Here is a 15,892-nt window from a genome sequence, read left to right on the forward strand (position 1 = left end):
TTGAGTATTTTCGATTTTCAATTAGGGTTATTGATTTATTGCTTCACCGATAAGGGTTGCAGGGGTACATTCCGTGACACGAACCTGAACGAGTTCTCCGACTTTAGCCCCGTTATCAGGGAAGACGATCACCTTATTCTGGCTGCTGCGACCGAAAAGTTCATCCGATTTCTTCTTGGAAACCCCTTCCACAAGTACCTCGAATACTTTGCCCACGTCTTTCAAGTTGCTTTGGTGAGAAATTTCCACTTGCATATCAATGAGTTCCTGCAAACGACGTCCTTTTACATCCTCGTCCACGTTATCCGGCAAGTTGCGGGAGGCCATGGTACCCGGACGTTCCGAGTATTTGAACATGAAAGCAGAGTCGAACATCACCTCTTTCATCAAGGCGAGGGTCTGTTGGTAATCTTCCTCGCTTTCATTGTGGAACCCGACGAACACGTCCGTGGAAATTCCACAATCAGGAACGATCTCCCGGATGGCATGAATCCGGTCAAGATACCATTCACGGGAATATTTTCGGTTCATGTCTTTCAGTACGGAATTACTCCCGGATTGGAAGGGTAGATGGATGTGTTTGCAAATATTGGAATGGGTAGCTATTGCACGTAGAATATCATTATTCATATCTTTTGGGTGTGACGTGGCGAAACGGATACGCATGTTGGGTACCGTTTGGGCAACCATGGCGAGTAATGCCGGGAAATTCACTTCCTGATTATCTCCCTGCCAGAGGTAGGAATTTACATTCTGACCGAGTAGTGTCACTTCCTTGTAACCTTTGGATTGAAGGTCTAGAACTTCATTGACAATACTTCTGGGACTTCGGCTACGCTCGCGGCCCCGGGTGTATGGAACGATACAATAGGTACAGAAATTATTACATCCCCGCATGATGGAAACAAATCCGGATATGGCTGTTTCGTCAATTCGGGAAGGGCAGATGTCCTTGTAGGTTTCTGTGGTAGAGAGTTCAATATTGATGGCTTTCTCGCCTTTTTCGGCTTTCTCAATTAAAGAGGGGAGATCCATGTACGCATCGGGACCAACCACGATGTTCACGTTCTTCTCCTGTTCAAAAAGAGCCTCCCCCAAACGTTCTGCCATACATCCCATGATGGCGACCAGCACGTGTGGATTCTTTTTCTTTACCTCGGAAAATCCTTGTACCCGTCCGCGAACCCGTTGTTCCGCATTTTCACGCACGGAACAGGTGTTCACCAGAATCACGTCTGCTTCACTTTTTTCTTGCGTCCGTTGGTATCCTTTGTCTTCCAAGATGGCTGCAACCACTTCACTGTCTGCCACGTTCATCTGGCAACCGTAAGTTTCGATATAAAATTTCTTTACCTTCATTCCTGATTTTATTTGCAGGAGGCAAAGGTAATGAATTTTAGTCTACGGGCTTTCTATTTTCTTTTAAAAATACAAAACCATACTTTCGTTTGTCTTGGAAATACATATAGTGTATATGTTATCGTTATCTCTTCGTTCCTATAGAGCATGTGTTCATCGATAGTATATCGAAGAGATAACGAAGAGATGTAAGAGTTGATGAAACTCAGGAATTTATTAAGTTTTGAGGAAAAATGTATTTGAAAATTTGCATTGAAAATCTTTATGAACTACATTTGCCCCGTTCATTTGTCTAATATGGTCCTCTCTGTTTAAGAGGCGGACGTTTAGGAAAAGGGCGTCTTATTTAATTCTTCGGGCAAAGATCACTCCGTGGATGATCAGGAAGCGCAGCTTTGTCCTAGAATGAATGAATAAAAATTATGTAATGCTTAAATTGTCCGATAGCGAGCTACATTGGTATGTTGCAAATACTTGTCGTCAGGAGAAAAAGATAAAACAGCGTTTGGATAGCATGGGGATCGAGAATTTCATTCCGTTCCAACAAATTGCACGAAAGATTCATGGTGTTGATAAATTAATAGAAGTACCGGTTATTCCTAATCTGGTATTTATTCATACGACCTTTAAATCTTGTATGTCATTGATTCAAGAGTATGCTTTTGACATGCGTTATTTGAGGGATCGGGAAACGGGTAACTTCTTGATCGTTCCCGATAAACAGATGAATGATTTTATGTTCTTGCTTGATTTCTCCAAAGAAATGGTAGAGGTGGTGAACGAGAATCTGAAAAAAGGCGATAAAGTACGTGTCATAAAAGGGGATTTTGCCGGGATCGAGGGTGAATTGATCCGGGTGAAAGGTCATAAAAGAGTGGTCGTAAGGCTGGAAGGGGTCGTGTCTTTAGCTACAGCGTATATTCCTGGTAGTTTTCTGGAAAAGATAGAATAGAAGAATGAAGAATGATTTTTTTCATGACTTGTACATGACCATTCGGGATGTACGAGTAAGGGATTGTTCTGCAATGTCATTATCTCATTTGCTACATGGTTATTTGTCCGTGTACGCGCTGGTTCGGGTTTCTCCCGTTTTAGAATGGGAGTATGGAACATTGCAGGAAATTCATGAACGGTTACGTGAAATAGCCAAGGAATTGTCTAAGGCAATGAAAGATACCTCTATCGAGCTGGACGAAAGGATAGGGTACGTGGCTGATTTGATGGATGCTTATCAAACATATTCGGATATGGATCTTTTGAATGAGGCGTTGGATATGGCTTATCGGATATTGACCGTGGATGAGAAAGGGGAGAGCGTGATTCCGGGTAGAACTCCTAACGTGTGTCGATTGCTTTGTAATTGGTACTATTTTACAGGGGAGGAGTGGTGTTGGGAGATGGCGGAGGGAATTGCTGGAGATTACGATAATCTGGAACAAAAACAAGTGTGGCAGTGGTTGCGGACGGAGAGATGCTTTAAAAATTTGTCAGAAGATACGATGTTTTTGGAGAGATGGAATAAAGAAGAGAAGGAGATTTTGAGTAATATCATTGGTTCTATAGAAAATACCGGAATAGCGGGTAGAGAAACTTTTTGTTTCGAGATATTGGGGATGTGGGAATTGAAGGGTAAAGGTGTTGAATTATAATTGAAATCGTTAAATATATCATGAAGTATTTTGCTTTGATCGGGGTGGCTGGTTATTGACTATTTCAACTTTGTGAAAATCGAACATATTGATGTGGTTTGTTTGGTAAAACATCATATTGGTGTAAAAAGCAATGATAATAAAAGAAATATGTGTTTAATTATCTCTTTCTTGTAAATCAAAAAATAGTTAATAATTTGAATATGTTGTATACAAAACGTATATAAAAAAGAGTGATAAGTAAATGACAAATTTAAAAGAAAAAGCGATTTATGGGATGATTTGGAGTGCTGTGGAGAGATTTGGATACATGTTTATAATGTTTTTATCTAACTTTTTCTTAGCACGTTTATTAAACCCTGACGATTTTGGTCTAATAGGGATGATTTTGATTTTTATTACTGTTGCTAATATTATTGTTGATGGGGGATTTGCATCAGCTCTGATTCAAAAGAAAACAATTAATGATGAAGATTATTCAACGGCATTTTATGTGAATATTGTAATAGCCTTACTTTTATATTTATTACTATATTGTAGTGCTCCTTGCATTTCTAATTTCTATAAAGAACCATTATTAACCTTCTTATTACGTGTCATTGGTGTTGTCTTGTTAACGAACTCATTGAGTGTTGTCCAAATTGCGAAAATAAAACGGGAATTGAATTTTAAATATTTAGGAATAGTTTCTATCGTTTCTTCATTTTTGGGATGTTGTTTAGGGGTTGCTTGTGCCTTTTGTTCGCTAGGAGTATGGAGTTTAGTAATTCAGATGTTGACTATTAGTTTGATTAGATCAATAATGTTATTTGTGACTTCTTCTTGGAAACCTGCGTGCTATTTTTCTATAAAAGTATTAAAACAACAATTTAATTTCGGGTCAATGATCTTATTATCAAATTTGATAGATACTATTTATTCTAATACATTACCATTGATTATTGGGAGATCATTTTCATCTAAAACATTAGGATTGTATACTCAAGCAAGAACTTTAGAGAGTGTGCCTAATCAAACTCTGACAACCATCGTAGGGCAGGTTACATTTCCTATTTTTTCAAAATTGCAAGATGAACCTGATAAATTATTAAATGGTCTTCGAAAAACAACACGATGTTTAGTGTATATTAATTTTCCTTTGATGATATTGTTAATTATTATAGCAGATCCTTTATTTCGCATTTTGTATACAGAAAAATGGGTTGAAGCTGTTCCATTCTTTCAAATAGCTTGTTTGGGAGGGATGTTATCGTCTTCGATACAATTAAATAATTCTATTTTATTAGCACAAGGATTTTCTAAATTATTTTTTTTTAGCCGTTTTGTTAAACAATTATTGGGTTTCTTTTTAATATTGATGATCGCATTTATAGGAAATTTGTGGTGGTTAATGATTGTGGGAACGGTTCTAATTCCTTTATTATTTCTTCTTGTAAGTATTTTTTATACAAGAAGAGTAATGCCGTGTTATGGGTTTAAAGAACAAATTTTAAATATTGGGGATATATTATTGATTAGTTTACTATGTGGATGTATATCTTATGTATTATGTGATTATGTATTTTTAGAATGCATTTTCATTGAATTATGTATGAAAGTAGTAGTGTACTGTTTTTCATATACGTTGATTTCTAGATATTTTCTTGTCAAAGAGTTTCAGATTTTTTATAATGAAATGAAACAATTGTTTGTTAAATTGAAATCAACTAAAATGCATTTATAAATAGATGATTTGAAGTATTGTAACGTAAAACTATTAATATGAAATCTTTTTTGAAGAAAGCATTTAATATATTTTTTAACAAATTGATTTATCGTTATTGTAAATTTAAATTAGATAAATATCTTAAAAATGTCTGTAAGCCCAAAATTAAGTTAACAACGACTGAAAAAAAAATGGTGGATGAGGTATGGAAAAAATTGAAATTGAAGTACAATTATGACTGGTTCAGTTTTTATAAGTCATTTGAAAACGGTTTTTCGCCTTATTATATTCCTCAGGATATATGGAGTGGTATCGAATTTATCTTGAATCCATTACAGTATAGAAACATGTTGTCTCATAAGGGATTTTTACATAAATTTGTTAGTAGTGAGTATTTACCTCATACGTTGATAAATATTATAGAAGGAGTAATTTATGATGAGAATGACCAAATTATATCAAAAGAATGTGCAAGAGATATTCTATGGAATAATCGAGAATTTGTAAAAAAGTATTCAACAAATTTTGGAGGAGGGAATGGTGTTTGTTTTTATGATTTATCTAAAAATAATGATGAAGAAAAAAATAAAATTATTTCAGAAATTTTAGAAACATCCGAAGATTTGATTTGCCAGCAGACATTAAAAATATCGGATGAATTGTCTCGGTATAATCCATATTCTGTAAATACTATACGGGTGTTTACAATAAATTTGAATGGCTCCGTATCAGTTGTATCTTCTTATATGAGAATGTCTTCGTCTCAACGTAAAAATGATAATGTGTGTACGGGAGGGGTGTATATAGGAGTGAAAAGTGATGGAAAATTACATGAATATGGTTTAAATAAAGGTTTTCAACGTTTTTATAAAGCTCCCTCGATGATTTCTTTTAAAGGAGAGAAGATTACTTCTTATGAAAAAATTAAAAATGTTGTGACAGAACAACATGGAAAAATTCCATTTGTAAAATTTGTTGCATGGGATGTCACTATAGATATTAACAATAATATTCGAATAATAGAATTGAATCTTGATTCTCAAAATTTAGAATATCATCAACCTTTTAATGGACCTTTTTTAAAAGACAGAACGGAAGAGGTGATTAATTATGTGATGAGAATTGATTCCAAACGCTTTTGGTACGTATGATTTTAATTGAAAATTAAGATCTTATTAGTGTACCTTCAAAGTGTAGATTTCTTAGGGATCAATTTTAATATTATTTCAGAATTTTATTATTTCCTTGATCTGCTGAATTCTTAGTAATTTATTGTGGAATTAATATCTGATATGCTATAAGGATAATATTGGTTTCATATGTATTTTATGAGTTTACGTGTTAGATTTATCATGTTGTTAATAAAATTATTAGTAATTTAAATGGCAAGGAAATTGGTATTTGTGCTGATAATAACAATATATCGAGTATTGTTGGATAAATTGTACGTTAGCACGATTTCTCCATTTTTTAGTTATGATAGTTTAATTATAAATAGAAGTGAGAGTGTTTACGTTTTTTCTTGGGGAATACTTTTGATTTTAACGTGGTGCGTTTATCCATTCTTGAAAAAAGAAACTAGTTTTATATCTTTTGTGGTAGCGATGTTGTTTTTGTTTAAGGTCATTCCTTTCACGTCATTCATTGCGTGTAATGCTCAACCCTGGGAATTTATTGTTTTACAAACTATTTATTGGTCTCTTATTTTTGTATTACTTAGAGTTGTACCATCATTTCGAATTCCTTACCTTGGTAAAAATACATTATTTATAAATGGGGTTACCTTTATTTTTGTCGCTGTTATCGTTTTTTTGTCGGGTTACTATGCCCATTTTCGTCTACATTTTTCACTAATGGATGTCTATGATTTACGTAGGGAGGCACGAGATTATGATATCCCAATCGTATTAGGATACATTCATAGTGCTGCAGCTAAGGTTCTTCCTTTATTATTAATTTTCTATGTAGGACAAAAGAAAAGAGTTATTGTACTATTTATTGTTTTGGCAATACTTTTGAGTTTTGGTGTAAATGGAATGAAATCAACTTTTCTGAATTTGTTTCTTTGTTTGGGACTCTATTATTTGCACTCTAAATATTTGTTATCAAAATTATCAATCGGTTTAATTTTTCTTTGTATAGTTGCTTTATTTGAATTTTCATTTTTGGGGAGTTATTTTATTTCTGATATTTTAATACGTAGGATATTATATATTCCATCTTTGTTGGATACATATTATTATAATTATGCTATTGAGTATGGTCCTCTTTATTTTAATCCAGTAGTCAATAAGACAGACATTGCATATGTTATTGGTGGTTTTTGGCGTACAAGTCGAACTTGTGCAAATAATGGACTATTTTCTGATGCTTATATAAATCTTGGTATTTGGGGGGTATTTATATATCCTTTTGTTTATACGATTTTTTTTAAATATGTAGAATCCATATTTAGAGGTAAAGATTATGGGATTACCTTCTATGCGGCTTTTATTATTACTTATAACATGATCAGTTCTTTTTTTACAGTCTGTTTGTTAACTCATGGAATGTTTATTTTATGTCTTATTGTAATGTTTATGCCTAGTATAACAAATGCTCCACAACGCAAAATAGTGCCTCATCTATAATTTTATGAATTTGGATATTAATTATTTGTGGTTAGTTTGTTTTTTAGCAGAGATGTGAATTTTTTTATTAATCAAGATATTTAAAATAATAAGATATATAATATAATTATGAAATTCAGTAGAATTATAAAAATTATACGTGGTAATAAAGTAACTAGAACTTTAGCGTACCCTTTAGATTTGATATGTCATCACGTGTTAGCTCGCATTACTGCAGCGCATCCATATAGATATCCAGCACATAATCATAAATGGGTTTATGGAAGAAGAATGGATTTGGAGAATCCGATATCATTACATGAAAAAATATATTGGATGTTATATTGTACAGATACGTCAATATGGACAGAATTGACAGATAAAGTGAAAGTTCGGAGTTATATAGCACGAATGGGATATGGAAATATCTTGAATAAAGTTTATGCAACATATGATAGTCTTCCTGATATGAATACATTGTTTACAAATGCACCTAGATCATTTGTGGTGAAAACAAACCATTGTGGAGGAGGTGAAGGTGTTTATCTTGTTAAAAACAAGGAGGCTGTAAATAAAAAACGAATTTATTCGGGTTTAAAAAAAGTCATGAAGGATAAATATGGAGTTCGTACAGGTCAACCTCATTATGTAGGAATTAAACCGCAAATCATTGTTGAAAGGTATTTAATTAATGAGGAGGATCCGACAAAAGCGTTACCTGATTATAAATTTTTTTGCTTTAATGGAGAACCACGTTTGATTAATCTTGTTGGGAATAGGAGTATTGAAGAACATACATACCTTGATCATTATTATACAATGTCATGGGAACGTATAGTTTATAAGGAAGATGAAAGTCAAGATTTTCCTCGACCAAAATCATTTGACGAGATGGTTCAGGTAGCACGAAAATTATCTTCTCCCTTTCCTTTTGTGCGACTCGATTTTTATGAAGTTGGGGGAAAGCCAATTTTTGGAGAGATGACTTTTACTCCTGGATTCGATATGTTTTGTGGAACTTATGGTGATAAAATTTTGAAACTAGGAAATTGGATTGATTTATCAGGAACTAAGAAAATTAGAGAATTAAATCCCAAATTTTATTGAATCTGAGTGTTTAGTTTGATTTTGAATAATATTAAAATATTTAATAGGAATTCATGAAAATATATAATGAAATAGATTTGTATCGGTATAATACAATGAAATTACATTCTATCGCTAGGATAATGTATGAACCGGAGAATGTGGACGAATTACTGGCTATTTTTCGAAAATTAAAAAAAGAAGATACTGCATTTTATTTGTTATCTGCAGGAAGTAATATCGTCTTTGGAGCAAGAATTGAACGTCCTATAGTATATTTAATGTCCTTTAATACAAATATGTCATTTTGTGAGGATGGTATATTGGAATGTGGTGCATCTGTACGAATTCAATCTTTACTTGAAAAAATAAAGGAATTTTCTTTAGGAGGTATTGAATATCTTGCTTCAGTACCATCAAGTGTGGGGGGAGCTGTATACATGAATGCAGGGAGAGGACGAAAAATAAAACGTTCTATTTCAGACTATATTGAATCTGTGAGGTATTTGGATATTGCTGATATGCAGATAAAAAACATGTATGGGAATGATGGATATTTATATCGGAGTTCTCCTTTTCAAAGTTTAAATACGGTTATTTTGAGTGCAAGATTTAAATTTATCAAACAAGATGTTGATATAACTAACAGATTGATTAAGGAAAGATTGGCTTATTCTCAAAGATATTTGTCTGCAGATAAACCAAGTTGTGGATCTGTATTCTGTCTTATGAATCCAGTGATTATGAGATTACTTAGAGGTACAAGATATGGTGGTGCCATTTTTTCAAAAAAAACATCTAATTGGATATCAAATATAGATAATGCCAAAGTAGGAGATATTGAGGTTTTAATTGGGAAGGCTATTAGATGGCATAAAGTGTTCTTTTCAAGATATAAAATAGAAATTCGATTCTTCAAGTAAGATGCATGTACTTCATATTGTAGATTCATACGGGGGAACAGAGGTGTATAAAAATCTTTTTGTGGCATTAGATAGTTTAGGTATACAACAAACTATTTTTGTTCCTCTTAATGTTAGTAATCATAATAGAATAGGAAATCATTTGATTGATTTTCAGGTGTCAGGATCAAAAATTATTTATTCCATAGCATTAAAGTCTTATCATAAATTCTTGTATCAATTTAAAATTTCTACGATTTTAAAGGCGATAACTTCTTCTATTAACATCGATGAAATAGATTTAATTCATGCAGCAACTCTTTGTGTAAATGGAGCCGTCGCTCATGAATTGAATAAAAGATATAAAATACCTTATATCTGTGCTGTTAGGAACACTGATATGGAATTGTATTATAAATATTTTCGTTGGCGTATAAATTATTTTTTTAAAATATTTAAGGGAGCTTCTCAAGTAATATTTATTTGTCCACAATATCAAAAAAAGTTTATTCGAGAAAGAATCCCCTTTGTTTATAAAAAAAATGCTGAAAAAAAGGTAGTGAATATTCCTAATGGGATTGATCCTTTGTTTCTGAATGATAGAGTATTTGGTTGCCAAAATTTATCCGGGGCAATACATGTTATTTTTGCTTCTGCTTTTGTTAAAGGGAAAGGGCTCAAGGAAATTATTTTAGCTATCGCTATGCTCAGAGATAAAGGATACAATATTGATATTAAGGCAGTAGGTAGAGGATTGCCTTTTAGAAATGAAAATAAAAGATACCTTCAAGAGATAGAAACTATTGCTAACCAATATGATTGGGTACATTTAGAGAATTACATGAATAAGCGAGATTTGAAAATGTTATTTCGTGAAAGTCATATATTCGTTATGCCTTCAAAGCCAGAAACATTTGGACTTGTTTATGTTGAGGCTTTGACTCAAAATTTGCCTATTGTCTATGCCAAAGGACAAGGATTTGATGGGTATTTTTCTGAAGGCTATATTGGATATCATGTGGAAGCCTTTAATGTTGTAGATATTGCTAATAAAATAGAATTGATTATTACAGAATATAACGATATTGTAGGACGTATTGCAAGAATTGATCTGAAAGAGCAATTTAGTTGGGGTGAAATTGCCCAAAAGTATTATAATATATACAAGAGTATAGTTGGAAAATGAAAAAAATAGCATTATTGTCATTTCATAATGCAGCTAACTATGGGGCTGCACTTCAAGCTTTTGCCTTACAGGAGGCTTTGACTCGAAAAGGGTATGTTTGTGAATATATTGATTACCGGAATACGTATCGAAGTAACGCTTACAATATGAGTTATCATGTTTGGTGTAGCCTAAAAGCAAGAAAATTAAAATCAGCTTTTCTTTATTTTTTAGGAACGCCTTTTATGTGTTTACGTAAATACCGATTTAATAAATTTTATCGTAGATATTTACACTGCACAGCTTCTATTTATCACTCATCAGCAGAAGCAAAAGTATTAAATGATAAATATGATAAATTTATTGTTGGTAGTGATCAAGTATGGAATTATGAAAATAATGGTCGAGATTTTGCTTTTTTGTTAGATTTTGTCACTGATGATGAAAAAAAAATTTCTTATTCATCAAGTTTTGGGTTAAGCTCTGTTCCTAAGGATTTACGCAAGGAGTACAAGTACAATCTTTTGAAAATAAAATATATTTCGGTTCGTGAACGTTATGCAGTGAATTTAGTTCGAGAGCTATCAGGTCGGTGTGCCGAATTGGTTTTAGATCCAGTCTTCTTATTAAGTAGAGAAGAGTGGCAACGATTTTTATTAAATCGACCACGTAGTAAGTATATATTTACTTATACGAATCAACCAGGGCAAGTAGAGCGATTTTTTAATCAAACAGGCTATGATATACAGTATTTTAAACATTATAAATTGGCTCGGGCAACATCTTTGTTAGATTTCTTATCTAGTCATACTTGTGTAAAGTATGCGATGTCTCCATCTGAATTTGTTAGTTGTATAAATTATGCGGAACTCGTTGTATCTGCTTCATTCCATTGTATCGCATTGTCGATTATTCTTAACAAGCCATTTATAGCTATTCTTACTGGTGATACAGGAAAAGACGAGAGAGTATTGAGTATTTTACAACTGCTTGGCTTACAAAATCGCATATATTCTCCGTCAATGACGTTAGAAGAAATAAATCTTCCGATTAATTATGAGAGTGTAAACGAAGAGATCTTTAGATTACGGAAGGATTCATTTCAATTTCTTATTAATAGTATTGAAAAATAATAAATTAAATTTATGAATAAAATAAAAATTGCTGTAATCGGTCTCGGTTACGTTGGATTACCTTTGGCTCGTCTTTTTTCAACTAAGTATTTAACTGTTGGTTTTGATATGAATCAAAGGCGAGTAGATACCTTGATGTCAGGACATGATGTGACGTTAGAGGTGGCGGATGATTTATTACAAGATGCTATCCATAATCATGGTTTTAAGTGTACGACCCGTATCGATGAAATTAGTGATTGTAATTTTTATATAGTTGCCGTTCCAACTCCTGTAGATGAGAATAACCGTCCTGATCTTAAACCTTTGTGGGGTGCAAGTGAAACTGTTGGAAAAGTTATTTCAAAAGGAGATATAGTAGTATATGAGTCAACAGTATATCCGGGAGTCACAGAAGAAGAATGTTTACCTGTAGTGGAACGGGTATCAGGATTAAAGTTTAATCAAGATTTCTTTGCTGGTTATAGCCCAGAACGGATTAATCCTGGAGATAAGGAACATACTGTAGAGAAGATTAAGAAAGTTACATCGGGCTCGACTCCAGAGATTGCAGAGGTTGTTGATAAGATTTATAATTCTGTACTTGAAAATGGAACTCATAAAGCTTCTTCTATTAAAGTTGCCGAGGCTTCTAAGATAATAGAGAACTCACAGCGTGATGTTAATATCGCTTTTATGAATGAATTAGCAAAAATTTTTAATGCGATGGAGATTGATACTCACGATGTAATTGATGCCGCTTCCAGTAAGTGGAATTTTATAAAATTAAGTCCAGGGCTTGTAGGTGGACATTGTATAAGTGTAGACCCGTATTATTTAATTCAGAAAGCCCAGGTTTATGGCGTTTTACCTCGAGTTATGTCAAATGCTCGTCGTTTGAATGATGGTATGGGGGCGTACGTAGCAAACCAAACTATTAAATGCATGAACAAAAAAGGGGTAATAGTAAAGGATTCTAGAATTTTGATTCTTGGTATTACATTTAAGGAAAATTGTCCTGATATTCGTAATACGAAAATCGTTGACATTTATCATACGTTCGAGGAGTATACGAATAATATTACTATTTACGATCCGTGGGCAGATATTGATGCCGTTCGTCATGAATATAGTCTTGAAATAATTAATGTTCTCTCAGGTAGAGAGAAATATGATTCTATTATTCTTGCTGTTGCTCATGATGAGTTTCTAAATCTTGATATTCGTTCTCTTCTAGCGTCAGAAAATGGGGTTGTTTATGATGTGAAAGGTGTTCTTCCTAGAAAAATTGTTGATGCAAGATTATAATTAATGATGTTATCTATTGTTTGCCCGATATACAATGAAGTGAGGTATATTAAAGGGTGTATAGAGTCAATTGTAGCGCAGGATTATCCTAAAGATAGTTTGGAAGTATTGTTTGTTGATGGGATGAGTTTAGATGGAACTCGCGATGTTGTACAGCAATTTATGTCTTTATATCCTTTCATTAAATTATTGGATAATCCTAAAAAAATTACTCCCACTGCTTTAAATATAGGGGTTACTGCAGCAAAAGGTTCGATTATTTTTCGTTTAGATGCACATGCTATTTATCCTAATAATTATTTCTCAATATTGGTTAAATACCTTGAAGAGTTGAGAGCAGATAATGTTGGCGGTATATGTAGAACACTACCTGTTAATAATACGAATGTTTGTGTTGCAATTGCTTGTGCTTTAAGTAGTCCTTTCGGTATGGGAAACTCCTATTTTAGAATAGGAATAAAAGATGTAAAAAAAGTAGATACGGTGCCTTTTGGTTGTTTTAGAAAAGAAGTATTTGATAAAGTAGGGCTTTTTGATGAAGAATTAATTCGTAATCAAGATGACGAATTTAATGGGCGGATTATTAAAGAGGGTGGTTGTATTTATTTAATACCAGAGGTTATTATAGATTATTATGCCCGAGATTCGATAAAAAAAGTAATAAAAATGTTTTATCAATATGGGTTATTTAAACCATTAGTAAATATAAAGTTGAGAAAACCTACTACTATTCGACAATTTTTTCCTGTGTTGTTTGTTATTGGTTTAATTGTAGGTGGAGTGTTTAGTATATTTACTTCATTGGTATATATTTATATATTAGTAGTGAGTTTATATTGGTGTCTCGCATTTTATTTTGCATTGAGTAATATACGGAAAATAAAAAGATTAGGTGGAGTGATGCTCTTACCTTTTATATTCTTCATGATACATGTAAGTTATGGTTGGGGATATTTAGTTGGAATTTTTAAGGTGATTTTTAAAAGTTCCTTTTCTGTAGTAAGCAATAGATAAATTTTTTACATATATCAGATTTGTGGTATGTAAATATTGGAAATAATATTCTACATGTGATAAACCTTCTTTAATGTTGTAATTTTTTTTATATGATACCATTTTCACCACCAAGAATTGACCAGAAGGTCATTGATGAGGTTGTTGATACCTTGAAGTCCGGTTGGATTACGACGGGACCAAAGACGAAGGAGTTTGAACGGAGACTGACAGCGTATTGTGGAAACAAGGCGACGTTGGCTGTGAACTCGAATACTGTGGGGCTTGAAGTTGTACTGCGGTGGTTTGGAGTACAGGAGGGGGATGAGGTGATTGTGCCGGCGTACACGTATTGTGCCACGGCGAATGTTATCGTGCATTGTGGGGCGAAACCGGTGATGGTGGATGTGAATGCGGATGATTTTGACGTGTGTTTGGAGAAAGTGAGGGAGGCGATCACGGATAAGACAAAGGTGATTATGCCTGTTGATTTGGGAGGTATGCCGTGTGCGTATGATGAGTTGTTTGAATTGGTGGAGGCTGAGGATGTAAAAACGTTGTTTCAGGCGAAGACGGAAGAGCAGAGGAAGTTGGGACGGATTTTAATTTTGTCGGACTCGGCTCATTCGATAGGGGCGGAATATAAGGGGCGGAAAGCGGGATGCCTGGCTGATGTTTCGGTGTTCTCTTTCCATGCGGTGAAGAATCTGACCACGGCGGAGGGTGGAGCGATCATGTTGAATTTGCCGGAGCCTTTTGATAACGAGGAGGTGTATAGGTATTTATGTACATATACTTTGCATGGACAAAATAAAGATGCGTTGGCCAAGACGAAAAGGGGGGCGTGGCGTTATGATGTGCTTGTGTCCGGTTTTAAGGGGAATATGACGGATATTATGGCTTCTATCGGTTTGGTGGAGTTGTCTCGTTACGAGGATGATACTTTGCATTATCGGAAGTGTATATATGATCAATACACTGATGCTTTTGCCCGATATGGGTGGGCAGAATTGCCGATTTATGAAACGGAAGACCGGAAGAGTTCTTATCACGTGTACTGTTTGCGGGTGAAGGGAATCACGGAGCAACAACGGGATGAGATTATTCAGCGGATTTTTGACAAGGATGTCTCGGTAAACGTGCATTTTCAACCCTTGCCTTTGTTGAGTGCATTTAAGAATAAGGGGTATAAGATTGAAGATTATCCGGTTGCTTACGATAATTATTGCCGGGAGATTTCTTTACCAGTGTGGTATGGGTTGAGTGAGGAGATGGTAAAAACGGTTATTGATGCTGTTATTTGTTCTGTAGAAGAGGTTTTAGCGTGATACGCTTTTGTGATGTTTTCTTTTCTTTATTGGGCTTGATAGTTCTATCACCCATTTTTGTGATTATAGCTTTATGTATCGTGTTGGATAGTCGGGGAGGTGTGTTTTATCGTCAGGTGCGAGTGGGGCGGGATGGTAAGGATTTCCGGTTGTTTAAGTTTCGATCCATGGCAAGCGGGGCGGATAAGAAGGGGTTGATAACCGTGGGGGCAAAGGATTCACGGGTAACACGGGTCGGGTATTTCCTGAGAAAGTATAAACTGGACGAGTTGCCGCAGTTGTTGAACGTGGTGCGAGGAGAGATGAGTTTGGTAGGACCGAGACCGGAGGTGAGGAAGTACGTGGATATGTACACTGTCGAGCAACATAAAGTGTTGGCGGTTGTTCCGGGTATAACGGATTATGCTTCTATCGAGTATGCGGATGAAAATACAATCTTGGGACAGGCAAGTGATCCGGACCGGGCTTATGTGGAGCAAATTATGCCGGATAAGATACGGTATAACATGAAGTATATAAATAATCGATGTTTGAAAGAGTATTTTAAAATTATATTTTTGACGTTGATGAAGATCGTTAAATGATGTAGGGATTACGTGATTGAAAAAGAGATAGTACCCCGGATGAAAGTTCGGGGTATTTTGTTTTGAGGGCTATTGTTTTTTGTATGAAAGTT

14 protein-coding genes are annotated in these 15,892 nt (G+C 34.3%); 13 read left to right on the forward strand and 1 reads right to left on the reverse strand.

Going from position 1 to position 15,892, the window contains the following annotated elements:
• Nucleotides 1-27: 27 nt before the first annotated feature.
• The gene (gene miaB / locus R8806_RS02275) at nt 28-1,359 is read right to left on the reverse strand and encodes a tRNA (N6-isopentenyl adenosine(37)-C2)-methylthiotransferase MiaB (protein WP_124317647.1); all 1,332 of its coding nucleotides are present in this window, start codon (nt 1,357-1,359) and stop codon (nt 28-30) included.
• A 427-nt stretch (nt 1,360-1,786) separates the two neighbouring features.
• Here miaB and R8806_RS02280 point away from each other — a divergent pair, with 427 nt between their 5' ends.
• The 13 genes from R8806_RS02280 (at nt 1,787) to R8806_RS02340 (ending at nt 15,800) form a co-directional block, all read left to right on the forward strand.
• A complete protein-coding gene (locus R8806_RS02280) occupies nt 1,787-2,311 on the forward strand; it encodes a UpxY family transcription antiterminator (protein ID WP_124317648.1) in 525 nt (174 codons plus the stop codon).
• Between the two features lie 4 nt (nt 2,312-2,315).
• A complete protein-coding gene (locus R8806_RS02285; protein ID WP_124317649.1) occupies nt 2,316-3,008 on the forward strand; it encodes a hypothetical protein in 693 nt (230 codons plus the stop codon).
• Between the two features lie 244 nt (nt 3,009-3,252).
• Nucleotides 3,253-4,731 carry a lipopolysaccharide biosynthesis protein gene (locus R8806_RS02290; RefSeq protein ID WP_151411442.1) on the forward strand — a complete coding sequence of 493 codons (1,479 nt, stop codon included), beginning with the start codon at nt 3,253-3,255 and terminating at the stop codon, nt 4,729-4,731.
• A gap of 38 nt (nt 4,732-4,769) precedes the next feature.
• Nucleotides 4,770-5,864 (forward strand): sugar-transfer associated ATP-grasp domain-containing protein, encoded by a 1,095-nt coding sequence (locus R8806_RS02295; RefSeq protein WP_151411443.1) that lies wholly within the window; start codon nt 4,770-4,772, stop codon nt 5,862-5,864.
• Nucleotides 5,865-6,095: 231 nt separating this feature from the next.
• Complete coding sequence (locus R8806_RS02300) at nt 6,096-7,343, forward strand: O-antigen polymerase (RefSeq protein WP_124318184.1); 1,248 nt, start codon at nt 6,096-6,098, stop codon at nt 7,341-7,343.
• Between the two features lie 108 nt (nt 7,344-7,451).
• Nucleotides 7,452-8,429 carry an ATP-grasp fold amidoligase family protein gene (locus R8806_RS02305; protein ID WP_151411444.1) on the forward strand — a complete coding sequence of 326 codons (978 nt, stop codon included), beginning with the start codon at nt 7,452-7,454 and terminating at the stop codon, nt 8,427-8,429.
• A gap of 53 nt (nt 8,430-8,482) precedes the next feature.
• Nucleotides 8,483-9,331 (forward strand): FAD-binding protein, encoded by an 849-nt coding sequence (locus R8806_RS02310; protein ID WP_151411445.1) that lies wholly within the window; start codon nt 8,483-8,485, stop codon nt 9,329-9,331.
• Between the two features lies 1 nt (nt 9,332).
• Nucleotides 9,333-10,496, forward strand: coding sequence for a glycosyltransferase family 4 protein (locus R8806_RS02315; RefSeq protein ID WP_151411446.1), 1,164 nt, complete (start codon nt 9,333-9,335; stop codon nt 10,494-10,496).
• Complete coding sequence (locus tag R8806_RS02320) at nt 10,493-11,608, forward strand: polysaccharide pyruvyl transferase family protein (protein WP_124318158.1); 1,116 nt, start codon at nt 10,493-10,495, stop codon at nt 11,606-11,608. Before R8806_RS02315 ends, R8806_RS02320 begins: the two co-directional genes overlap by 4 nt.
• Nucleotides 11,609-11,620: 12 nt before the next feature.
• Nucleotides 11,621-12,895, forward strand: a complete 1,275-nt coding sequence (locus R8806_RS02325) for a nucleotide sugar dehydrogenase (protein WP_124318159.1) — start codon at nt 11,621-11,623, stop codon at nt 12,893-12,895.
• Between the two features lie 3 nt (nt 12,896-12,898).
• Nucleotides 12,899-13,909: a glycosyltransferase family 2 protein gene (locus R8806_RS02330; RefSeq protein WP_151411447.1), complete on the forward strand. Its 1,011-nt coding sequence runs from the start codon at nt 12,899-12,901 to the stop codon at nt 13,907-13,909.
• A 92-nt stretch (nt 13,910-14,001) separates the two neighbouring features.
• The gene (locus R8806_RS02335; protein WP_124318238.1) at nt 14,002-15,216 is read left to right on the forward strand and encodes a DegT/DnrJ/EryC1/StrS family aminotransferase; all 1,215 of its coding nucleotides are present in this window, start codon (nt 14,002-14,004) and stop codon (nt 15,214-15,216) included.
• Complete coding sequence (locus R8806_RS02340; RefSeq protein ID WP_124318239.1) at nt 15,213-15,800, forward strand: sugar transferase; 588 nt, start codon at nt 15,213-15,215, stop codon at nt 15,798-15,800. Before R8806_RS02335 ends, R8806_RS02340 begins: the two co-directional genes overlap by 4 nt.
• Nucleotides 15,801-15,892: the final 92 nt, after the last annotated feature.

Source organism: Butyricimonas faecihominis (genome assembly GCF_033096445.1).
In the GTDB taxonomy this organism is placed as follows: domain Bacteria; phylum Bacteroidota; class Bacteroidia; order Bacteroidales; family Marinifilaceae; genus Butyricimonas; species Butyricimonas faecihominis.